16 protein-coding genes are annotated in these 20,797 nt (G+C 63.3%); 6 read left to right on the forward strand and 10 right to left on the reverse strand.

Going from position 1 to position 20,797, the window contains the following annotated elements:
- Positions 1-29 precede the first annotated feature (29 nt).
- A complete protein-coding gene (locus tag F3H95_RS02985) occupies positions 30-1,460 on the forward strand; it encodes an FAD-binding oxidoreductase (RefSeq protein ID WP_149744872.1) in 1,431 nt (476 codons plus the stop codon).
- Positions 1,461-1,469: 9 nt separating this feature from the next.
- On the opposite strand, the gene F3H95_RS02990 is transcribed toward F3H95_RS02985, so the two are convergent.
- Complete coding sequence (locus tag F3H95_RS02990) at positions 1,470-3,773, reverse strand: DUF1217 domain-containing protein (RefSeq protein ID WP_149744873.1); 2,304 nt, start codon at positions 3,771-3,773, stop codon at positions 1,470-1,472.
- Positions 3,774-4,111: 338 nt separating this feature from the next.
- On the opposite strand from F3H95_RS02990, the gene F3H95_RS02995 reads away from it, so the two are divergent.
- The gene (locus tag F3H95_RS02995; RefSeq protein WP_143124908.1) at positions 4,112-4,678 is read left to right on the forward strand and encodes a DUF6101 family protein; all 567 of its coding nucleotides are present in this window, start codon (positions 4,112-4,114) and stop codon (positions 4,676-4,678) included.
- 113 nt (positions 4,679-4,791) lie between these two features.
- On the opposite strand, the gene ubiA is transcribed toward F3H95_RS02995, so the two are convergent.
- The 4 genes from ubiA to F3H95_RS03015 all read right to left on the reverse strand — a co-directional run bounded on the left by ubiA (position 4,792) and on the right by F3H95_RS03015 (position 10,706).
- Positions 4,792-5,754, reverse strand: coding sequence for a 4-hydroxybenzoate octaprenyltransferase (gene ubiA / locus F3H95_RS03000; RefSeq protein ID WP_149744874.1), 963 nt, complete (start codon positions 5,752-5,754; stop codon positions 4,792-4,794).
- 308 nt (positions 5,755-6,062) lie between these two features.
- A complete protein-coding gene (locus tag F3H95_RS03005; protein WP_149744875.1) occupies positions 6,063-6,872 on the reverse strand; it encodes a MipA/OmpV family protein in 810 nt (269 codons plus the stop codon).
- A 97-nt stretch (positions 6,873-6,969) separates the two neighbouring features.
- A complete protein-coding gene (locus tag F3H95_RS03010) occupies positions 6,970-8,229 on the reverse strand; it encodes a cyclopropane-fatty-acyl-phospholipid synthase family protein (protein WP_149744876.1) in 1,260 nt (419 codons plus the stop codon).
- 158 nt (positions 8,230-8,387) lie between these two features.
- Positions 8,388-10,706 (reverse strand): Tex family protein, encoded by a 2,319-nt coding sequence (locus tag F3H95_RS03015; RefSeq protein ID WP_149744877.1) that lies wholly within the window; start codon positions 10,704-10,706, stop codon positions 8,388-8,390.
- Positions 10,707-10,901: 195 nt separating this feature from the next.
- Here F3H95_RS03015 and F3H95_RS03020 point away from each other — a divergent pair, with 195 nt between their 5' ends.
- The 4 genes from F3H95_RS03020 (at position 10,902) to F3H95_RS03035 (ending at position 15,472) form a co-directional block, all read left to right on the forward strand.
- Positions 10,902-11,399 carry a VOC family protein gene (locus F3H95_RS03020; protein WP_143124903.1) on the forward strand — a complete coding sequence of 166 codons (498 nt, stop codon included), beginning with the start codon at positions 10,902-10,904 and terminating at the stop codon, positions 11,397-11,399.
- 63 nt (positions 11,400-11,462) lie between these two features.
- A complete protein-coding gene (gene purD, locus F3H95_RS03025) occupies positions 11,463-12,731 on the forward strand; it encodes a phosphoribosylamine--glycine ligase (RefSeq protein ID WP_143124902.1) in 1,269 nt (422 codons plus the stop codon).
- 113 nt (positions 12,732-12,844) lie between these two features.
- Positions 12,845-13,324, forward strand: a complete 480-nt coding sequence (locus F3H95_RS03030) for a plant virulence effector HPE1-like domain-containing protein (protein WP_149744878.1) — start codon at positions 12,845-12,847, stop codon at positions 13,322-13,324.
- A gap of 324 nt (positions 13,325-13,648) precedes the next feature.
- Positions 13,649-15,472: a methyl-accepting chemotaxis protein gene (locus F3H95_RS03035; RefSeq protein WP_149744879.1), complete on the forward strand. Its 1,824-nt coding sequence runs from the start codon at positions 13,649-13,651 to the stop codon at positions 15,470-15,472.
- A gap of 63 nt (positions 15,473-15,535) precedes the next feature.
- On the opposite strand, the gene F3H95_RS03040 is transcribed toward F3H95_RS03035, so the two are convergent.
- From F3H95_RS03040 to F3H95_RS03060, 5 genes are all read right to left on the reverse strand, one after another.
- A complete protein-coding gene (locus F3H95_RS03040; RefSeq protein WP_149744880.1) occupies positions 15,536-16,018 on the reverse strand; it encodes a DUF523 domain-containing protein in 483 nt (160 codons plus the stop codon).
- A 5-nt stretch (positions 16,019-16,023) separates the two neighbouring features.
- Positions 16,024-16,323: a type II toxin-antitoxin system RelE/ParE family toxin gene (locus F3H95_RS03045; protein WP_149744881.1), complete on the reverse strand. Its 300-nt coding sequence runs from the start codon at positions 16,321-16,323 to the stop codon at positions 16,024-16,026.
- Positions 16,316-16,567 carry a type II toxin-antitoxin system ParD family antitoxin gene (locus F3H95_RS03050; RefSeq protein ID WP_149744882.1) on the reverse strand — a complete coding sequence of 84 codons (252 nt, stop codon included), beginning with the start codon at positions 16,565-16,567 and terminating at the stop codon, positions 16,316-16,318. Before F3H95_RS03050 ends, F3H95_RS03045 begins: the two co-directional genes overlap by 8 nt.
- A 104-nt stretch (positions 16,568-16,671) precedes the next feature.
- Complete coding sequence (glyS, locus tag F3H95_RS03055) at positions 16,672-18,822, reverse strand: glycine--tRNA ligase subunit beta (RefSeq protein WP_149744883.1); 2,151 nt, start codon at positions 18,820-18,822, stop codon at positions 16,672-16,674.
- Positions 18,823-18,924: 102 nt separating this feature from the next.
- On the reverse strand, positions 18,925-20,766 hold the full coding sequence (locus F3H95_RS03060) for a DUF2207 domain-containing protein (RefSeq protein ID WP_244617875.1): 1,842 nt from the start codon (positions 20,764-20,766) through the stop codon (positions 18,925-18,927).
- Positions 20,767-20,797: the final 31 nt, after the last annotated feature.

Genomic DNA, 20,797 nt, shown 5'->3' on the forward strand with positions numbered 1-20,797 from the left:
GCGCCGAGACAAGACCGAGGAGACATGCCATGGATGCCCGCCTGCCCTCTTCCGACATCATCTCCCGCTTCACGGCCCTTGTCGGCCCGGCAAACGTGGTCAGCGACCCCCAGGAGATCGCCCCGCGCCTCGTCGAAAATCGCGGGCTCTACAAGGGTGCGTCGCCGCTGGTGCTGAAGCCCGGTTCGACGCAAGAGGTCTCCGCCATCCTCAGACTTGCAAGCGAGACCGGCACGGCAATCGTACCGCAGACCGGCAATACCGGCCTTGTCGGCGGCCAGACGCCGAGCGCCGACGGCACGCAGCTGATCCTCTCGCTAGAGCGGATGAACCGCATCCGCGACATCGATCCGCTTGCCAACCTGCTGGTCGCCGAAGGCGGCTGCATTCTGGCCGATGTGCAGAAGGCGGCGGAATCGGTCGGCCGGCTGTTTCCGCTGTCGCTCGGCTCGGAAGGCTCCTGCCGCATCGGCGGAAACCTTTCCACCAATGCCGGCGGCACGGCGGTCCTCGCCTATGGCAACATGCGCCAGCTCTGCCTTGGCCTGGAAGTGGTCCTGCCGACCGGCGAAATCTGGAACGGCCTGCGACGCCTGAAGAAGGACAATACCGGCTATGACCTGCGTGATCTCTTCATCGGCGCGGAAGGCACGCTCGGCGTCATCACGGCGGCCGTGCTAAAGCTCTTCCCGCAGCCGGTCGGCCATCAGGTGGCCTTTGTCGGGCTCGCTTCGCCGCAGCACGCGCTTGCCCTGTTCGAAAAGGCGTCCAATCTCTGCGGCACGGCGCTGACCGGCTTCGAGCTGATGCCGCGCATCGGCCTCGAGTTCACCACCCGCCACATTGCCGGCGTGCGCGATCCGCTGCCGACGGTGCATGACTGGTACGTGCTGGTCGACATCTCAACCAGCGATTCGGCCGAGACGGCGGAACGGCTGGTGCATGCGCTTCTGGAACAGGGGCTGGAGGCGGGCCTTGTCGAAAACGCGGTGATCGCCGCCTCGGTCGCCCAGGCGAAAGCCCTGTGGCACATGCGCGAAAGCATGTCGGATGCGCAGAAGCCGGAAGGCGGCTCGATCAAGCACGATGTCTCGGTACCGGTCTCGAAGATCCCGGCCTTCATGGCCGCGGCGGAAGAAGGCGTACTGGCGGCGATGCCCGGCGCGCGCATCTGCGCCTTCGGCCATCTCGGCGACGGCAACATCCACTACAACATCTCCCAGCCTGTCGGTGCCGACAAGACGGCCTTCCTCGCCCGCTGGCGGGAGATGAATGCCATCGTGCACGCCATCGTGCTGGAAGCCGGCGGGTCGATTTCCGCCGAGCACGGCATCGGCCAGCTGAAGCGTGACGAGCTGGCGGCGATCAGGCCGGAGATCGAGATCGACCTGATGCGGCGCATCAAGCATGCCTTCGACCCGGCCGGGATCATGAACCCCGGCAAGGTGATCAGCAGTTGAGGGCTTCGATCAGCGGTTCTGCGAGAGCGAGTAGAGCAGGTCGGCACTGATGCCGACGGTGTTGCCGTTGCCGGTGAGAATGGAAAGCGCCGACGAGCTGGCGTCGGAATTCTGGACGTCATACATGACGGTGAACTTGTTCACCATCTTGGCCACCTTGGAAGGGTCCTTCAGGTCTTCAAGCTTCATGTATTTCTTGACGAGGGCAGCCTGCTTGTCGACGTCGAGATTGCTGAAATTTTCCGGCAGCTGGTAGGTCACGCGGAAGAACTCCAGCAGCGCGGTATCGCCGAGGATGTCGTAGGCGCTTGTGATCGAATGCGACATGCGTTCGAAATAGAGCGCCAGGCGCACGCCGTTGTTGCTTTCGCCCTGCTCCTCCTCGAGCGTCTGGCGGGTATATTTGTGCTCCGTTTCCAGCACCTTGCCCTGGCTCTGGATACCGGTTGCGGGGCGCTCCGCCAGCTTGCCCTTGGTGTCGAAGTTGAAGGTGCCGAGGATTTCCGCCCAGGCCGTGTTCTTCTGCGTGTTGACGAAGCTCTTGGGATCGTTGAGGTCGGACGAGAAGACCTGCTTGAGGAAATCCTTGCTGACGCTCGACGGATCGATGTCATAGGCCGTCAGCAGCACCTTCACCAGCCGGCTGTCATTGATGAATTCCGAGGGCGACTGCATGGTCATCATCTTGGTGGAGTAATACTTCACCTCGGCGGCGGCATCGGTCTTCGCCTTGTCCTTGGCCGTATCGGTCAGGAAGCGGGTCATCTTGATCGTGTATTCGGAGCCGATCGACGTGATCGTGCCCTGTGACTGGGCCGTCAGCGGCGCCTTGACATTGCCCTTGGTGTCGAAGTTGAACGACTTGGCAAGCTGGACGAAGCGGTCATCCTTCAGGGTGTAGATGTAGCTCTTGGAATCGTTGAGATCACTGGTCAGCGCCCGCTTCATGGTGTTGACCGAGACTTCCGAGGGATCGATGCCGACGGCCTTCAGGGCGAAGGTGTAGACATCCTTGTTGTTCATGAAATCCGACACGGTCTTGATGTTGCCGATCGCCTTCTGATAGGCGGTCGCCGCCTTCTCGTCCGCAGCATCCTGGGCATCGTTATAGGTGCTGTAGTAGCGATTGACGGTGGAATCCTGCTGCGTCGTGGTCTGCGCAGATCCGGCGGTTACCGTGCCGTCCGTCTTGAAGTTGAAGTCCTTCGCCAGTTGCAGATAGGCCGGATTGCTCTTGCCGAACCGGTTGGCATAGCTGTTCGGATCCGTGAGATCGCTGGTCAGGATCTGCTCGATGGTGGAGGTGACCACCGTGATGCCGGTCAGGCCATAGGCCGTCTTGATGAACTTGTAGAGGCGGGTATCGCCGATGATATCCGTCACATTGTCGACCGTTGCCATCTTCTGCTTGAAGTAATTGGCATCGTTCAGCGCGGTGGCGGTGGAAACACGCTCCTGCTTGCTGAGATAGAGGTCGTTGATGGTCGCCTTCTGCGCGCTCGTCTGCGCTCCGCCGGCGGGCACGGTGCCATCCGCCTTGAACTGGAAGGCGTCGGCCATGTCGAAATAGTTCTGCAGGGTCGCGAGCTTCGCCTCGTAGCCGGTGATTTCCGTCTCGATCTTGGCGCGCGCGGTCGCATCGGTCGTCGCGTCGAGCCGCGTCTGGGCATCGGTCAGCTGCGTGTTGAGGGTGGTGCGCTGCGGCCCGAGTGTCTGGTTGATGTAGCTTGCGGGATCGCTGGTATCGCTGGACAGCACGCCGCGCAGCAGCGTGCGGGAATAGTAGTTCTCCGAAATGCCGTAGGACGTGAAGAGATAGCTGCGCAGACGGTCATTGTTGAGGAGATCATCGACATTGCCGATCTCGCCCATCATGGCGTTGAAATAGTTCGTCTCGGTGGTGACGGCATCCCCCTCGCTCACCATCGTGGAATTGTAGAGACCGAGCATGGCGTCGATCTGGGTCGAGGACTGCGCGGTCTTCTCGTCGCTGGAAAAGTTGAAGGCGCGGGCGAAATCGCGGTAGCGGCTGTCGGTCAGCTTGTTGGCGAAGCTGTTGGTGTCGGAGAGATCGCTTTCCAGCACCTTGCGCATGAAGGCCTTTGCATAGGCCATGTCGCTGAGGCCATAGGCCTTCATCGCGTAGTTATAGAGACGGGTGTTGTTCAGGAAATCATCGACGCTGGTAACCTTCGCGATGTTGGCCTTGTAATAATCGGCCTCCCGGCTGACGTCGGTCTGCTTGGAAACGCGCTTGAGGCTGGCCTGCAGATCCCGACTGACGAGGTCATAGCTGAGATAGGTGGATACCATGTCGCGAAGCCTCTCGTTCTCCTGCCGCGTGTGTTTACCCGTGCGCAGCATACGTCAACGAAACTTAAAGAATTGCTGTCCGGGCTTGGCACGCGGGGCTTGCGCGGGCCTGTCGCGGGGTGAAAACCTGTTCTGAGACCGGCCAGAACGAGCCTTGTTCATCTTCAGGAAACCCTGACGGATTCACCTTTGCTAACCATCAGGGGAGGCAGGAATTTCTTAACCGCAATTTTTAAGCGGTTCTGGAAAGGGGTCGCCTATGCTCCAGCCCATCAGAGGACAAAAGTCCCGCGAGAGATCGAAAACGGCTCTCAGGTAAAACAAGGGTAGCATTCGAGATGACAAATACGGTTCTGAAACCCTCTTGGGCAGGTGCAACGCTTCGACTGGACCCGACGCGTTTCCCCCAGCAGATCACGTACGGGCTGCATGACGCCGCCGGCGATGTCACCATCACCATCGACGAACGGGGCGCAGTCCTGCGCAAGATCCTCCCCGGCAGCGGCCTGCCGCTGTCCTTTGCCCTTCCGGCCCGCGCCTTCAAGGGCGTCGCGGCGCGCGCCATCGACCATGGCAATGGCGACGTCACCGTGACGCTCGAACTGCACCATGACGATCCGGACCTGTGCATCCCGCTGCTGGTGGCGCACGACCTGTGCGACATCGCCGCCGACTGGCGCAGCTGGTCCGATGCCTTCAACATTCCCATGCTGATGGTGGAAGCCGATGGCGTTGCCCGTCCGCTGGAAAACCATCTCGGCGATGTGCGCATGCAGGACACCAAGCCGCGCCGCCGCCACTCCTATTTCGCAGCCCGCCGCCCGCGCTTCCTGGTTCGCCGATCCACCGGCAGCCTGGGGGTTGCGATGCGCATCGAAGGCAAGGAGATCATCGCGCGTCGCTGATCCTCCGGCCGCCGACTGGCCACGCATCCGAGAGGCTCCCCAAGGGAACCGACCTCCATTCCAAGAAGCCCGGCCTCCCTGCCCGGGCTTCTTGCGTTTCAGACGGGGGGCCGTCAGCGGCTGTGGGTGACGAGCGACACGACGAGGACAAGGAAGATCATCGCGCCAACCGAGTGATTGAACTTGAAGAGCTTCAGACACTGGTCCGGATTGTCGATATCGAGGATCAGTACCTGCCAGGCGAGCATCAGCGCCACGATGAGAAGGCCGACATAGCCAAGGAAGGCAACATGGCCGGCAATGAAGGCAAACAGCAGGAACAGCACTGTCAGCGCGTAGAGGCCGGATAGCCAGGCCTTGGCATGCTCTCCGAACAAAAGCGCGGTAGAGCGCACGCCGACGAGCGCATCATCTTCGCGGTCCTGCATCGCATAGATCGTGTCATAGCCGATGGTCCAGGCGATCGCAGCGGCATAGAGCCAGACCGGTGCGAAGGAAAGGCTGCCGAACACGCCCGCCCAGCCCATCAGCGCCCCCCAGGAGAAAGCAAGACCAAGGAAGAACTGCGGCCAGTCGGTAAAGCGCTTTGCAAAGGGATAGACGGCGACCACGAGAAGCGAGGCAAGACCAAGCCCGATGGTGAAGCCGTTGAACTGCAGCAGCACAAAGAGCCCGACCAGCGCCTGCAGCACCATGAAGATTTTGGCCTGCAGCCGCGTGACCCGGCCGGAGGGCAGCGGCCTCGAGCGGGTGCGCGCCACTTCCATGTCGATGCGGTGATCGACGATATCATTATAGGTGCAGCCGGCGCCACGCATGGCGACCGCGCCGAGGAAAAACAGGAACAGGTGAAACAGCTTCACCTTGAGCGAAAAGACCCCGTCCGGCCCCATATCGGCATTGGCCGCCAGCGCCGAGGACCAGAAGCACGGCCACATCAGCAATTGCCAGCCGATCGGCCGGTCCCAGCGCGCCAGCTGTGCATAGGGCCACAGCGCGCGCGGCAAGGCGCGGTAGACGAAGTTGTCGGAAGGGGCGTCGGCCACGCGGCCCGGAAAATCGTGCGATGTGCTCATGGGCGAAGTTCTAAGCGGTTTGATGTCAAAAGCAATCGGTCGCAAGCACCAAGCAGGCGCCAGTGGCAGCCCGCGCTGGGCCTTGCCACACGGCCCTTCGGAAGGTGATGGCAGGTCATGCCCCTCCCCCCCGTTCCGATGAGCCATGACAGATGTCGATGATCGGATTATGTCGTGCTGCCAGAGCACGTCCAGCGAAAGCGGGCAAAGGCTGTCGTCCGCTCTATGGCGAGAAAACAGGGAGCGGTTTCGTTCCTTTCATTTATCAGCGCCACGTCCTGGATGGTCCGCAACCGACAGGCGGGTCCTTACGGGGCCGCCCCCGGCACATAGCCGAAGGTGTAGGTGGCGGAGACGCCGACCATGATCTGGTTGCGCGAGCCACGCTCCTGCACCAGACTGCTGTCGGCCGCGTCGCCCATCAGGCGCCGGTATTCGGCAAAGGAACCGATGGTCAGCCGGTCGGTGCTTTTCCACGAGATGGCCGCACCAACCCCCATGGCATGCAGACCGCCCTGCGGATCATCGGGCGCAAGGCCCGAGGCCAGCGACTGGGCATCGCTGACGCCGAAATAGGTCTTCTGGTAACCCTTGCTCGCCAAGGTGATCCGCGGACCGCCGGAAACCTGCAGGCCGGGCACCAGATCCGAATAGCCGTCGAGCGCCAGATCCGCCACCACGCCGTCATGGGCGCGGATACCCTGGCGCACCTCGCCGCGCACGCGGATGCCTTCCACCGGATAAAGCTCGGCAAAACCACCGGCTTCCAGCCCCCATTTGACCGAGCCGAGACCCTGCAGATCCTCGCTGCGGCTTTCACGCCGCGAGGGCACGAAGCGCCCGACAACGCCCGCATGGAAACCGCCGGCGCCGAGCAGCATCATCGAGGGACTGTCATTGCGCGACACGAAGGCCGGGCGTTCGCCGCGCCCGAGCGCCACCACGGGTGAGAAACTGAGGCCCCTCCGGTCGTCGCCCTGATATTTTGGCGCCTGGAACCCCATGCCGCCCAGCGTCAGATACCAGTCCTTCCACCAGTGGCCCTCCTGGGCCCGCGCCGGCACCGCCATGGAAACAGAAGCAAAAACAGCGACGAAAGCCGCGCGGGAAAAGAACATGAAAAAACTCCGGAAACGCAAGACACTGACCGGGATGAGTCAATTCCGGACAGTAGACTCGATCGCGTTACCGAAATGTTAACTACACTGTTAAGCCCTACATAAGCTCTACAGGCTCCAGCGCGCGCCTTTTCGCCTCAAACTTCTTCAGCTCTTCCTCTCGCATTGCAATATAATCACGCTGATGGGGGACGGCATCACGCGATTTCTTCAGCTGGATCTGGAAAATAAAGAAATTCTCGTGCGTAAAGGCCATTTCGGAGCCCGCCAGATAGAAATCCCACATGCGGAAGAAGCGTTCATCATAGAGCGCTACGGCATCCGCCTTGCGCGCCAGAAACCGCTGCCGCCAGTGGTGCAGCGTATGCGCATAATGCATCGGCAGGATCTCGATGTCGGAGATCAGGAGGCCGGCGCGCTCGATGTGCGGCAACACTTCCGACAGGGCCGGAATGTAGCCGCCGGGGAAGATATATTTCTCGATGAAGGGATTGGTGACGTAGCTGACGCTCGGCTGGCCGATCGAGTGCAGCACCATCACCCCGTCATCGGCCAGAAACTGGTTCACCTTGCGGAAGAAGTTGCGATAATTGGTGCGCCCGACATGCTCGAACATGCCGACCGAGACGATGCGGTCGAAACGCTCCGCCGGCCGGTAGGTGCGATAATCCTGCAGCTGGAAGCGCACCTTTTCGGCGAGATTGCGCTGTTGCGCCCGCTCTCTCGAGATCTTCAGCTGCTCCTGACTGAGCGTGATACCGGTGACATCGACGCCGGCGGCCTCGGACAGATACATCGCCATGCCGCCCCAGCCGGAGCCGATTTCCAGTACGCGATGGCCGGGCCGAAGCAGCAGTTTCGCGGCAATATGGCGCTTCTTGGCAAGCTGCGCCTCTTCGAGCGAGATGCCCGGCGGATGGAAATAGGCGCAGGAATACTGCCAGTCCGGATCGAGAAAGAGCGCGAACAGGTGCTCGTCCAGATCATAGTGATGGGCGACGTTGCGGCGATTGTGGTTGATGGGAACCCGGTTGCGGAACAGCGAGACGGCGATGCGGGCAAGCCCCCGCCACAGCATGCCGAAGGTCAGCCCTTCGCTCAGCGTGTTTTCCTTCACAAGCGCCAGGAAATCGTAGATGTCGCCCTCTTCGACGATCAGGCGGCCATCCATGTAAAGCTCGCCGAGCTTCAGGGCCGGATCGGCGGCCAGTTCCGCCTCGGCCGCATCATCGGTGAAGCGCAGCGTGACGCTGCGCCCTCCTCCGCCTCCGAACCGTTGCTCGCCCGCCGGTCCCCGGACGGTGAGCGTTCCGATCTTGATGATTTTTGCCACCAGAAGACGCAAGGATGAGGCCATCATTACCTCCGAGATACTAAGGCACCCTTACTATTCCGGAAGAAACTAGTCCCTTGCGCGCAGGAGACAAGCACAATTTTGCCACGGAATGGCCGTGTTGAAAAAGGCTGCCGAACCGGAGCCGGCAACCTCCCTCTCCCGTGACGAGGCCGGATTGATCAGCGCTTCTTCATGGCCTCTGCCAGGGCCGCGCCGAGCCCGCCGAGCTGGCTGCCCTCGCTCTTTTGCGGCTTTGCCTGCGCATGGCGCATGGGATTGCCGCCGCCCGGGGCCCGGTTTTCGCGCATCGACGCGGGCGCTGCCTCGCCGCCATCCTTGCGCATGGTGAGCCCGATGCGCTTGCGCTTCACATCCACCTCGACCACGCGCACCTTCACCACATCGCCGGCCTTGACCACCTCATGCGGGTCCTTGACGAAGCGGTCGGCAAGCTGGGAGACGTGGACAAGACCATCCTGATGCACGCCGATATCCACGAAGGCGCCGAAGGCTGCGACGTTTGTCACTGTGCCTTCCAAAAGCATGCCGGGCTTCAGATCCTCGATCTCGTTGACGCCCTCCGCAAAGGTGGCCGTCTTGAAGCTGGGGCGCGGGTCGCGGCCCGGCTTTTCGAGTTCCGAAAGAATATCCTTCACCGTCGGCAGGCCGAACTGCTCATCGACGAACTGGCGCGGATCGAGTTTCTTCAGCGCGGCGCTGTCGCCCATCAGGGAACGCAGGTCGCGGCCGCAGGCAGCCACGATCTTCTTCGCCACGCCATAGGCTTCCGGGTGGACGGCCGAGGCATCGAGCGGCTCCTTGCCGTTCGGAATACGCAGGAAGCCGGCGCACTGTTCGAAGGTGCGGGCGCCAAGGCGGGACACCTTGAGCAGTTCTTTCCGGCTCTCGAACGGGCCGTTCTGGTCGCGGTGAATGACGATGGCATCGGCAATCGAGCGGCTGAGGCCGGCAACGCGGGCGAGAAGCGGCGAGGAGGCGGTGTTGAGATCGACGCCGACCGCGTTCACCGCATCTTCCACCACCGCATCCAGCGAGCGGGACAGTTTGCCCTGATCGACATCGTGCTGGTACTGGCCAACGCCGATGGATTTCGGCTCGATCTTGACGAGTTCCGCCAGCGGGTCCTGCAGGCGGCGCGCGATGGAGACGGCGCCGCGCAGCGAGACATCGAGATTGGGGAATTCCGCCGCCGCCAGTTCGGAGGCGGAATAGACGGACGCGCCCGCTTCCGACACGATGACCTTGGTGGGCTTCGGTCCTGCGGGCAGCTGTGCCAGCATGTCCGCCACCAGTTTTTCCGTCTCGCGGCTGCCGGTGCCGTTGCCGATGGCGATCAGGTCCACCTTGTGCTTGCGGATGAGGCTGGCAAGTTCCGCCTGCGTGCCGCGCACGTCGTTCTTCGGCGGGAAGGGATAGACGGTCGTCGTCTCCACCAGCTTGCCGGTGCCATCGACCACCGCCACCTTGACGCCGGTGCGGATGCCGGGATCGAGCCCCATGGTGGCGCGCGAGCCGGCAGGTGCCGCCAGCAGCAGATCCTTGAGATTGCGGGCGAAAACCCGGATCGCCTCCTCCTCCGAGCGTTCGCGCAATTCGCGCATCAGATCGAGCGACAGCGACATGGAGAGCTTGACGCGCCAGGTCCAGCCGGCGACCTCCATCAGCCAGCGGTCGGCAGGTCCCTTGTCGCCGATCTGGAAAGCGCCGGCGATCATGCGCTGGGTCGGCTTGATCGGCGACGGATCGTCCTGATCCACCTCGATGGTCAGCGTCAGCACTTCCTCGTTCCAGCCGCGCAGCATGGCAAGCGCGCGGTGGCCGGGCGTCGTTGCCCAGCGTTCGGAATGATCGAAATAGTCGGCAAACTTGGCGCCTGCGTCCTGCTTGCCATCCACCACCTTGGCCCGAAGTGTGGAAGTGTCGCGCATGTACTGGCGCAGGCGGCCCAGAAGATCGGCATTCTCGGTGATGGTTTCGGCCACGATGTCACGTGCGCCCTCGAGCGCCGCCTTCACATCGGCAACCTCCGCCGAGAGATAGGCAGAGGCAAGCGCCTGCGGATCGGCGGCGCGGTCAGCCCAGATCGCATCGGCGAGCGGCCCGAGCCCCCGCTCGCGGGCAATCTCCGCCTTGGTCCGGCGCTTCGGCTTGTAGGGCAGGTAGAGGTCTTCCAGCTCCGCCTTGGTGGCGGCGCGCTGAAGCTTCACCGCCAGTTCGTCGGTCATCTTGCCCTGGCTGTTGATGCTCTCGACGATCGAGGTCCGGCGCGCCTCCAGTTCGCGCAGATAGACGAGCCGCTCGGCAAGATTGCGCAGCTGCGTATCGTCCAGCCCGCCCGTCACTTCCTTGCGGTAGCGGGCGATGAAGGGCACCGTGGCCCCCTCGTCCAGAAGGCCGATGGCAGCGACCGCCTGGTCCGGGCGGGCATTGATCTCGGCGGCAATGGTTGCGGCGATGGATTTGATGTCGGCGGCCATTTTCATTCCTGGTCCTTGAAGGGTACGCGACTGTACTCATCGATGATGTCAAGGCAATGGCCACGACCCGCCATCCACATCTGCGCGTTGCGGCGGTGGGTCGATGGAGCGTGAGGACATGTAAAAAAGGTGTTGATCTCAACCATGGTTGAGGTTCTATCAAGATGCTCGCAGACATTATTCTGGGAGACAGACATGCAATCCGAACCCATCGCCACGAGCATCACCGGCGTCTATGAAACCCATCTGCCGGTGAGGGATCTCGGCCGCTCGATCGCCTTCTATCGCGACCGGCTGGGCCTCGAGCTGGCAACCGAGATCTCCGAACGCCAGATTGCTTTCTTCTGGGTCGGACGAAGGGAGATGGGAATGTTGGGGCTGTGGCAGGTTGGAACCGGTCCTTTACAGATGCGACTTCACTTCGCCTTCCGCATGGAACAAGAGGCCGTGATGACGGCATGCGAAACACTGCGAAGCAGCGGGATCGAACCGCTCGACTTCCACGGCAATCCCGCCGAGGAGCCGGTCGTCATCGGCTGGGCACCTTCTTTGTCGGTTTACTTCAAGGACCCGGACGGGCATTCGCTGGAGTTGATCCACATGCTCGACGAGTCACCCGACAAGGGCTTCGGAATCGGCCCGCTTTCGGCCTGGAGGGCACATCGTCGCAATACGGACGGAAAGGCTGCTTGACCTTTTGCCCTCCTCCCCTTAACCGCGCAGGACATCCGGTGGCGATGGCAAAAGGGGAAAGACGTGAAGGTTCTTCTGATTGGGTCCGGGGGACGCGAGCATGCTCTGGCCTGGAAGCTGGCGCAGTCGCCCAAGCTGACCAGGTTCTACGCCGCCCCCGGAAATCCCGGCATCGCAGAGGTGGCAGAATGCGTTGCCCTCAATGTCGAGGATCATGCAGCCGTCATCGCCTTCTGCCGCGACACGGCAATCGATTTCGTGGTCGTCGGGCCGGAAGCGCCGCTGGTGGCGGGCATTGCCGACGATCTGCGGGCTGAAGGCTTCGTGGTGTTCGGTCCGTCAAAGGCCGCCGCCCAGCTGGAAGGGTCCAAGGGGTTCACCAAGGACATCTGCGCCCGCTACGGCATTCCGACCGGCGCCTACCAGCGCTTCACCGAGGCCGAGCCCGCCAAGGCCTATATCCGAGAACAGGGCGCACCGATCGTCGTCAAGGCCGACGGCCTTGCCGCCGGCAAGGGCGTGACGGTGGCGATGACGCTGGACGAGGCGCTGTTTGCCGTCGACGACTGCTTTGCCGGCGCCTTTGGTGCGGCCGGTGCCGAGGTGGTTGTCGAAGCCTATCTGGACGGCGAGGAGGCGAGCTTCTTCTGCCTGTCCGACGGCAAAACGGCGCTGGCGCTCGCCACCGCGCAGGACCACAAGCGCGTCGGCGATGGTGATACGGGCCCGAACACCGGCGGCATGGGCGCCTATTCCCCCGCCCCCGTGATGACGTCTTCCATGGTGGCGCGGACGATGGCGGAGATCATCGAGCCGACCATTCGCGGCATGGCCGACAGCGGCCATCCGTTCACCGGCGTCTTCTTCGCCGGTCTGATGATCACTGCCAAGGGGCCGGAACTCATCGAATACAATGTGCGCTTCGGCGATCCGGAAACCCAGGTGCTGATGATGCGGCTGAAGAGCGATCTGCTGCCGATCCTCTTTGCCGCCGCCACCGGCACGCTGGACCAGGTGACGGCCGAATGGCACGACGAGACGGCACTGACGGTGGTGATGGCCTCGAAGGGCTATCCCGGCGCCTACGAGAAGGGCACACCGATCACTGCCCTGCCCGAGGCCGAAGAGGGCGCCAAGGTGTTCCATGCCGGCACGGCGCTGAAGGACGGCCAGCTGGTCGCGACCGGCGGCCGCGTGCTGAACCTGACCGCCATGGGCCGGACGGTGGCAGAGGCGCAGGCGCGCGCTTATGGCCTGGTGGACCGGGTCTCATGGGAGAACGGCTTCTGCCGTCGCGACATCGGCTGGCGTGCCATCGAGCGCGAGGCATAAGCCGCTGCGGGCTCAGGCGGCGGCGCGTTAACCCGCGCTTAACCGCCTTTCCTGACAGGCTGGAAAGGAAAGGCGGCTAGCCTTGCCCTCCTCATCCGAGGAGAGGTGCTGCCATGCTTCGCAATGCCCTGCTGTTTTTGTCCGTGCTCGTCACGGAACCGGCGCTCGCCTCGTCCATCGAGAGGTTGGCCACGAAACCGCCCGGCAATCCGCCGAGCCTTGTCGCGCTTGGCTGCACCGGACCCGTCGAGACCAACCCGCCGAGCCCCTCGATCGAACGCCTCGGCCTGCCGCGAAACGGGCAGATCCTGCGCATCACCGATCGACAGGGGCAAAAGGCGCTGGAGCGGACCGAGGCTTGGATGGGCGGCTCGCCCGTCACCTTCGTCAGCCTCAACCCGCTGTTCATCCATGAGGAGGAACGGCTGATGGCGCTGCGCAAGGCGCCAGCCCTCCCCGCAAACGGCGATGGTGTCGATGCCGGAACCACGGCCGCCCTCAGCGACGGGGGTGCGGGCGCTCACCCCGCAAAAGCGACGACGACAGAACTCGCACCGGATTTTTCCACCTACAGGCTGCGACCCGGCCGGTGAACGAAGACCTGTTGCACCGCGCAGGCACTGCCACCGTCGTTCGATAACCCTTTGCGTGGAAAAGGACTGACCAACACCATGACCTGCCTTGGGCATTCTGTCGACAGGCAGACGAACTTATACCAAGTGCGTACGCCAGCCGTTCTGTCAGTCTATCACAAACAACGGGTTAGCCCATTATAAAAACGTTTAGCATTCCGGGCCATAATACTGCGGGGTACGGTGCAGTATCCGTCGGGCGCAGGACGCGCCGCGCGTTTCCCTTTCCTGCAACGACGTCAGAACCCGTGACTGTTTCGGGGTGGCATCAACGACGGTACACTCATGAAAAACCTCAGAATCTCGCATCAGCTCTTCATCCTGGTCGGAGCCATGCTGGCGACCTTCGCGGTCATCACCTTCGTCCAGATCCGCTCCTCCACCAACGCCATCTATCACGAGCGTTACGAGATGCTGCGAACCCAGGTGGAGACGGGGCTCTCCATCCTTCAGGGGTACAACGAGCGGGCCACCAAGGGCGAGTTCACGCTGGAAGAGGCAAAGAAGCGGGCCTACGAACAGCTGGTCTCGCTGCGCTTCGAACCGGATGGCTATTTCACCGCCTATGACTTCGACGTGACCATCGTTTTCCACCCGAACCCCAAGATCGTCGGAACCTCGGCCAAGGGAAAGCCGGATGCCAACGGGTTCATGTATCGTGACGAAATCGTCAAGCTGGGTCGCGCTGGCGGCGGCTATGTGGAGTTCATCGGCCCGAAGCCCGGCAAGGACCCCAATGACTACAGCTATCCGAAGGCCGTCTATGCCAAGGTATTCCAGCCCTGGCAGATCGTGCTGATCACCGGGCTTTATACCGATGACCTGCGTGCCGATATCAGGGATACGATCATCCGGATCGTCGGCGTATCCGCAGTTCTGTTCCTGATGGCACTGGCAGGCGCCTATTACATCATTCGCGGCATCACCCGCCCGCTGAACTCCATTCACAACGCGCTGAATGCGGTTGCGGACGAAAATGTTTCGGTCGCCATTCCCCACACCGATATGAGCAATGAAGTGGGCATGATGGCCAAGGCCACGCAGTCTCTTCAGGAGAAGATCCGCGAGCGCCATGCGCTGGCCGAACGCCAGAAGCAGCAGGAGCAGGAGTTGCAGAGCGAGCGCGAGCGCAGCATAGACATGCAGCGCGAGGAAGCCCGCGCCCAGGCGCATGTGGTGGCCACCATCGGTTCGGCGCTCGAGCGTCTGGCACAGGGCGACCTGACGGTGCGCTGCGGGGACCTGGGAGCCAAGTATGAAGGCCTGCGCCACAATTTCGACGACGCGCTGTCGCGCCTCGAGCAGGCCATGGCCCGCGTCAACCTGAAGGGCAATGACATCGGCGTTTCCAAGGAAGAGATCCGCCGTGCCTCGAGCGAGCTTGCCCAGCGCACCGAGCGCCAGGCGGCCAATCTCGAGGAAACCTCCGCGGCGCTGGACGAATTGACGGTGGCAGTGCGACAGACCGCCGACGGGGCCAAAGAGGCAGCGCAGCGCGTGCAGACGATCAGTTCGGAAGCCCGACAGAGCGACTCGATCGTTGAGCAGGCCATCAGCGCCATGAGCGGCATCGAGCAGTCTTCGTCCGAGATCACGAAGATCATCGGGGTGATCGACGAGATTGCCTTCCAGACCAACCTGCTGGCCCTGAATGCCGGCGTCGAGGCCGCACGTGCCGGCGAAAGCGGCAAGGGCTTTGCAGTGGTGGCGCAGGAAGTGCGCGAACTGGCCCAGCGCTCCGCCGCCGCCGCCAAGGAGATCAAGGACCAGATCTCCCGCTCCTCCGGCCAGGTGGAACAGGGCGTGCAGCTGGTGGCCCAGGCCGGCGAGGCGCTGAAGCGGATCTCCAGCCAGATCGAGGGCGCCAACACGGTGGTCTCGCGCATCGCCCACAGCGCCCAGGAGCAGGATACGACGCTGCGGTCCATCTCCTCCTCCCTCAACCAGCTGGATCAGGCGACGCAGCAGAATGCCGCCATGGCGGAGGAAACCACCGCCTCGGCGGAAGTGCTGGCCAACGACACCGGCGACCTGCTGGAGCTGATCCGCGGTTTTCGCACCAGCCAGCAGAGCGGTCATCAGGGCCAGCGCATGCGGATGGCCGGCTGAACAAGCCCTCTCCGTTTGGATCAGAAACGCCGGAGCAATCCGGCGTTTTTTGTTGCGACATCGTCAGGTCAGGGCGGCCAGCGCCTCGATCTCCCGATCGGAAAACACGGCGATGCCGGCTCTCATCAACAGAGCGGCGGTAACGCCCTGACCCGCATGCTTCACGCCGGAGAAGCTGCCATCATAGATCGCCAGCGAACCGCAGGACGGGCTGCCGTCGATCAGCAGCGCATAGGCGCATTCTTTTTCGCGGGCAAAGGAAAGGGCCTTCTCGGCGCCCGCCAGGAAGGCCCCGGTCACGTCGCCGCCGGTCACCTCCAGCACGCGGGCACGCCCGGCCAGCACATCCTCGCCCGCGCCGCCCGCCTCGATTTCCGCCGGCGGACGCGGCACGGCCATGCCGCCGGCCAGTTCCGGACAGAAGGACACCAGCCGCCCCTCCCCCTGCCAGCGGCCAAGCGCCGGATGCGACAGAAGCTTACCGCGCCCGTCATAGCGGACAGGCTGGCCGAGCAGGCAGGCGCTGATGAGGATGTTGGCGCGCATGATGGTCACACATCCAGTTGGCGCGGCACGTCGGAGCGTTCGTGCAGGATACGAACCACGTCGATGAAGTCGTCCCCGCGGATGACATAGAAGATCAGATGGGAGCCCGTCCGTCGCCGACGGTAACCGGCACGAACCCAGCTGACCACTGCGCCTGCAAGGGGATGGCGGCCAATCTCCGCGATCGTTTCCAGGATCTGGTTCAGATAACGCTCGGCCTGGGCTTCGGACCATCGATCCCGCGTCTGGTCGCCGATATCGAGGAAATCCTGCCGCGCGGCAGGACTGAGGCGGACCTCAGCCATGGCTCTTCCATCTCGCCCGCGCAGCGGCCATCAGTTCTTCGGGGTCGAAAACGACGGAAGGACCGCTGTTCTCACCCTCGATCAAGGCCTTGCGCAAGCCTTCCAGCTTTGCCTGCTCTTCCTCCAGCAGCCGCAGGCCTGCTTCGACGACCTGCTGCGGGGAGGAAAAACGCCCGCTTTCCACCTGCTCATCGACGAAGCGATCAAGCGGTTCATCCAGGATGATGTGAAAGGGCTTGTTCATCGGAAGCGTCCAGCGTTGAACCTGACGGGCCAAATGTAACATACGACGGCGACAAACAGGAAGGTGGAAGCAAAAGACCCCGCCGAAGCGGGGTCCTGCAACACTCAGCCGGCGATCTTCGAAAAATCCGCCACAGTGCCGGTCGCTTCGCGCACGGCATAAAGAAGGGCGAGACGGTTGGCGCGGATGGCCGGGTTTTCGTCGTTGACCAGAACCTCTTCGAAGAAGCGGTCCACCGGGCCGCGCAGCGTGGAGAGCGCTTCCATGGCCGAGCGGAAATCCTCCTGCACGATGGCATCGGAGGCCTTGGCGGAGGCGGCGCGCACGGCGGTGTAGAGCGCCTTTTCGGCCTCAAGCATCAGCAGTTCGTCGGACACGCCATCGGCAACCACGGCGCCCTTCTTCTCCTCGGCGGCGAGAAGCTGGGTGGCGCGCTTGGTGCCGGCCAGCAGGTTCTTGCCGTCCTCCGAGGTGATGAAGGCCGTCAGCGCCTCGACGCGACGCGCCACCAGCAGCAGGTCGTCGGCCGCCGGCGTCAGCACGGCATCGATCAGGTCATGACGGGCGCCCATATCGCGCAGATAGACTTTCAGGCGGTCGTGGAAGAAGGAGAGCAGGTCGGCATCGCCGATGATCGAGAGCAGCCGCAACCGCACCTTGCGCTCCATCAGGATGCGAACGACGCCAAGCGCGGCGCGGCGCAGCGCATAAGGGTCCTTGGAACCGGTCGGCTTTTCGTCGATCGACCAGAAGCCAACGAGCGTATCCAGCTTGTCGGCGAGCGCCACGGTGAGGCCCACCTTGCCTTCCGGCAGGCGGTCGGAGGGGCCTTGCGGCTTGTAATGATCTTCGATGGCGGCCGCCACCTCGTCCGGCTCGCCCTGCAGAACCGCATATTTGCGGCCCATCAGGCCCTGCAGTTCCGGAAATTCGCCGACGGCTTCGGTGCGCAGGTCGGCCTTGGCCAGCACCACGGCACGATCGACAAGCGCCGGATCGGCACCGACCAGCGGCGCGAGCTTGGCGGCGAGCGCCCGGATACGGGCCACGCGCTGCCCTTGCGTGCCGAGCTTGGCGTGGAAGGTGACGTTCAGCGCGTCGAGCTTGGCCATGCGCTGGTCGAGCGGCTTCTTCAGGTCCAGGCCGAATTTTTCGGCAGCGGCCTTCAGCGTGTCGAGATCCGGCAGGTTGCCCTGGTCGCGCGTCCAGAAATGCTTGGCATCCGACAGGCGGGCGCGCACGACCTTGCCGTTACCGTGAATGATTTCCTGGCCGCCATCCTTCGCCTCGATGTTGGAGATGAGGATGAAGCGGTTCGACAGGCCCTCGCCGCCTTGGCGGCGCGTGACGAAACATTTCTGGTTCGTCTTGATCGTCAGGCGGATGATTTCGGCCGGGATCGCGAGGTACTCTTCCTCAAAAGTGCCCATCAGCACATGCGGCCATTCGACGAGGCCGCAGACTTCCTCCAGCAGGCCTTCGTCTTCCACGAGATCGAGGCCGCTTGCGAAGGCGAGATCGCGCGCATCATGCAGGATCACGTCCTTGCGGCGCTCGGCATCCAGCATCACCTTCGCTTTTTCAAGGCTCGTCACGTAGTCGTCGAAGCGACGCACGGTGATGGCGTCGGGCGCATGGAAGCGGTGGCCATAGGTGATGTTCGATGCGACGATGCCATCCACCTCGAAGGGGATCACCTGCGTCTCGTCATGCTCAGGCCCGAACAGGCAGACGATGGATTGCAGCGGGCGCACCCAGCGCAGGCTTTCGGAGCCCTTGCCGTCGATGCCGCCGAAGCGCATGCCCTTCGGCATCGAGGCGGCACCGGAGCGCATGCTTTTGGGCCATGGGAAGGCGCGGATGATGCCGGGCATCACCTCGCCGATGATTTCTTCCGCCGGCCGGCCGGGCTTGGTGACGACGGCCACATAGAAATCGCCCTTCTTCGGATCGGAAACGACCTGCGCCTCCGACACCGCAGCAAGCCCCGCCTTACGCAGAAAGCCCTGCACGGCCTGTTCCGGCGCCTTGGTGGAAGGGCCCTTGATCTCCTCACGCTGATCGGCGGAGCGGGCGGTGAGACCACGGATATCCAGGGTCAAGCGGCGCGGTGTCCAGTATTCGCGCGCGCCCTCATAGGTCAGGCCCGCTTCCACCAGCGCATCGGTGACGAGCTTCTTCAGGTCGCCGGCAGCCTTGCGCTGCATGCGGGCAGGAATCTCTTCGGAGCGAAGTTCGAGCAGAAGATCAGGCATGGAAATTGGCTTTTTGCTGGTTGTTCAGGCTGCGGCGGACTTAGCAAGCCAGACGGCGCTTGTCACTCGAAAAGCCGAGTGCGCTGATGGGACAATGACGACTTACCAGCCGCCTCCCCCACCCCCGCCACCCCCGCCGCCGGACGAGCCGCCCGAAAAGCCGGAGGATGAGGACGAGGAAGTTTGCGGGATGGTGGACGCAATGCTGGAGGCCATGGAGGACGAGAACGCGCCGATGCCGGACCCGAAATCGCCGATCGATCCGCCATGATACCAGACCGGCTGATAGGCGGCAGCCCCGGCAGCCGCCGTCGCCAGCCAGCGATTGAAGGTGTCGCTCCATGGCCTTTCCACCCCGAGCGCCACCGCATAAGGCAGCAGGGTTTCGAAATGCTGCGGCGACATCTTTGGCGCGCCGGCCATGTTGAGACGATCCCTTTCCGCCAGCGTCAGATAGAGTTCCAGCCCCGCGATGCCAGCCATCAGCCGGGCGCCCAGCGGCGTCGGCGCCCCCATCAGCACGAAGAACAGCCCGTTGACGAGGAAAAGACCACCGACCGAGACGAAGACCGGCCATTCGCCATTGTCGATGCTGTCGAGAATACTGACGGCGAAGAAGCCGGCCGCGCTCAGCGCGATAAAGCCGACGATGGCAAAGCCGATCGCCGCCATCAGCCGCAGGAAGAGGGTGCGGCGGCGCATGAAGGCCCTGGCCGCGCTGACCGCGGCCCGGCCCCATATCATCCCGCCAACAGCAGGAACGGCGAGCGCCACGACGCTGTCCGGGTGCACATTGCCGAAAACGAGCAGGACACCGAGCACAAGAAGGCTGACCAACGCCCCGCCGATCATGGGACCGAGATTGCGACGGTAGTAGCGGCCGCGATGCTCCTTCTCGATGGCCGAGCGGAAATTGCGCGCCACGGTCTGCACGCGCTCGCCATTATCCCTGTCGATCACGAAGGTGCTGCCGGGGCCGCCGAGATCGCGCATCAGCACGGCCTGCCCCGCCGGCAAGGTTTCCGTCAGCGGTCTGTCGGTACGGCGCACGACGATGCGGCTGTCGAGATCCTCCAGCGTGACATGGCCCTTGACGGCCAGTTCGATGAAGCTGGCAGAGAGCGCCTCCCATCCGGCGCCGGAGAAGCCCCTGTTGTGCACGTAGTTCACAAGCGCCGGTGAAAGACCGTCCGGCGCATCCCAGCGCGGCACCACCACGCCCTTTGGCGGATCGCGCCCGACGCGACGCCAGCACCAGACGTAATAGAGGGTGACGATCGCAAGCCCGCCGAAACCGATGATCAGGTTGAGGTTGTCGCGCAGGAACCAGTCGCGCTGCTGCGCCCTGGAAGGCGCAGCGATCGAGCCCTTGGGAACGGCGATGACGATGGTGAGCCCTTCCTGCTGTCTGAGCGGACGGGTGGTCTCGAAGCGCGGCGCGGTCGCGCTGCCGCCGATGCGGGCATTCTTCTCGCGCGATCCCTGCCGCCCGGTATAGACCGTCGTGTCCGTGGCGGAGACACCCGGCGGCAGGCTGACGACGGCAGAGGCCCGGTTGATCGGAAAGATCCAGCCGGTGCCGGTCACGTTCCAGTAGAATTCCTCGTGGTCGGGGAAATAGCGCACCTGCCGGTCGGTGCGATAGGTCAGCTCATAGGTGTGGCGACCGGGAGAGAGCAGCCGCTCGGAAGAGCCCATGAAGATGCGCAGGCCGCCCTCGATGGTTTCCGTATGCCACTCTTCCGGCGCCCCGTCGCGCGCAACGGACAGAACCTCGAATCCGACACGCTGCAGGCGACCATTGGCATCCTGCAGGAAGAGCGGAAAATCGCGAAAAATGCCGCGCCTGATCTCGCGACCCTCCGCATTGACCGTGATGACCTCCGTGACGGTCACGGTGCCGTCACGGGAGAGATCGATGTCCGAGCGGTAGCTTTCGATCATCTCGGCAGCGACGGCCTTTCCGGCCGCCGCG

It is taken from the genome of Rhizobium sp. RU35A (genome assembly GCF_900156005.1).
In the GTDB taxonomy this organism is placed as follows: domain Bacteria; phylum Pseudomonadota; class Alphaproteobacteria; order Rhizobiales; family Rhizobiaceae; genus Neorhizobium; species Neorhizobium straminoryzae.

What these genes read in the sequence shown, in the direction of transcription:
- F3H95_RS02985 (WP_149744872.1), top strand. Translation starts at nt 30, where the DNA reads ATGGATGCCCGCCTGCCCTCTTCCGACATCATCTCCCGCTTCACGGCC.
- F3H95_RS02990 (WP_149744873.1), bottom strand. Translation starts at nt 3,773, where the DNA reads ATGGTATCCACCTATCTCAGCTATGACCTCGTCAGTCGGGATCTGCAG.
- F3H95_RS02995 (WP_143124908.1), top strand. Translation starts at nt 4,112, where the DNA reads ATGACAAATACGGTTCTGAAACCCTCTTGGGCAGGTGCAACGCTTCGA.
- ubiA (WP_149744874.1), bottom strand. Translation starts at nt 5,754, where the DNA reads ATGAGCACATCGCACGATTTTCCGGGCCGCGTGGCCGACGCCCCTTCC.
- F3H95_RS03005 (WP_149744875.1), bottom strand. Translation starts at nt 6,872, where the DNA reads ATGTTCTTTTCCCGCGCGGCTTTCGTCGCTGTTTTTGCTTCTGTTTCC.
- F3H95_RS03010 (WP_149744876.1), bottom strand. Translation starts at nt 8,229, where the DNA reads ATGGCCTCATCCTTGCGTCTTCTGGTGGCAAAAATCATCAAGATCGGA.
- F3H95_RS03015 (WP_149744877.1), bottom strand. Translation starts at nt 10,706, where the DNA reads ATGGCCGCCGACATCAAATCCATCGCCGCAACCATTGCCGCCGAGATC.
- F3H95_RS03020 (WP_143124903.1), top strand. Translation starts at nt 10,902, where the DNA reads ATGCAATCCGAACCCATCGCCACGAGCATCACCGGCGTCTATGAAACC.
- F3H95_RS03030 (WP_149744878.1), top strand. Translation starts at nt 12,845, where the DNA reads ATGCTTCGCAATGCCCTGCTGTTTTTGTCCGTGCTCGTCACGGAACCG.
- F3H95_RS03035 (WP_149744879.1), top strand. Translation starts at nt 13,649, where the DNA reads ATGAAAAACCTCAGAATCTCGCATCAGCTCTTCATCCTGGTCGGAGCC.
- F3H95_RS03040 (WP_149744880.1), bottom strand. Translation starts at nt 16,018, where the DNA reads ATGCGCGCCAACATCCTCATCAGCGCCTGCCTGCTCGGCCAGCCTGTC.
- F3H95_RS03045 (WP_149744881.1), bottom strand. Translation starts at nt 16,323, where the DNA reads ATGGCTGAGGTCCGCCTCAGTCCTGCCGCGCGGCAGGATTTCCTCGAT.
- F3H95_RS03050 (WP_149744882.1), bottom strand. Translation starts at nt 16,567, where the DNA reads ATGAACAAGCCCTTTCACATCATCCTGGATGAACCGCTTGATCGCTTC.
- glyS (WP_149744883.1), bottom strand. Translation starts at nt 18,822, where the DNA reads ATGCCTGATCTTCTGCTCGAACTTCGCTCCGAAGAGATTCCTGCCCGC.
- F3H95_RS03060 (WP_244617875.1), bottom strand. Translation starts at nt 20,766, where the DNA reads ATGATCGAAAGCTACCGCTCGGACATCGATCTCTCCCGTGACGGCACC.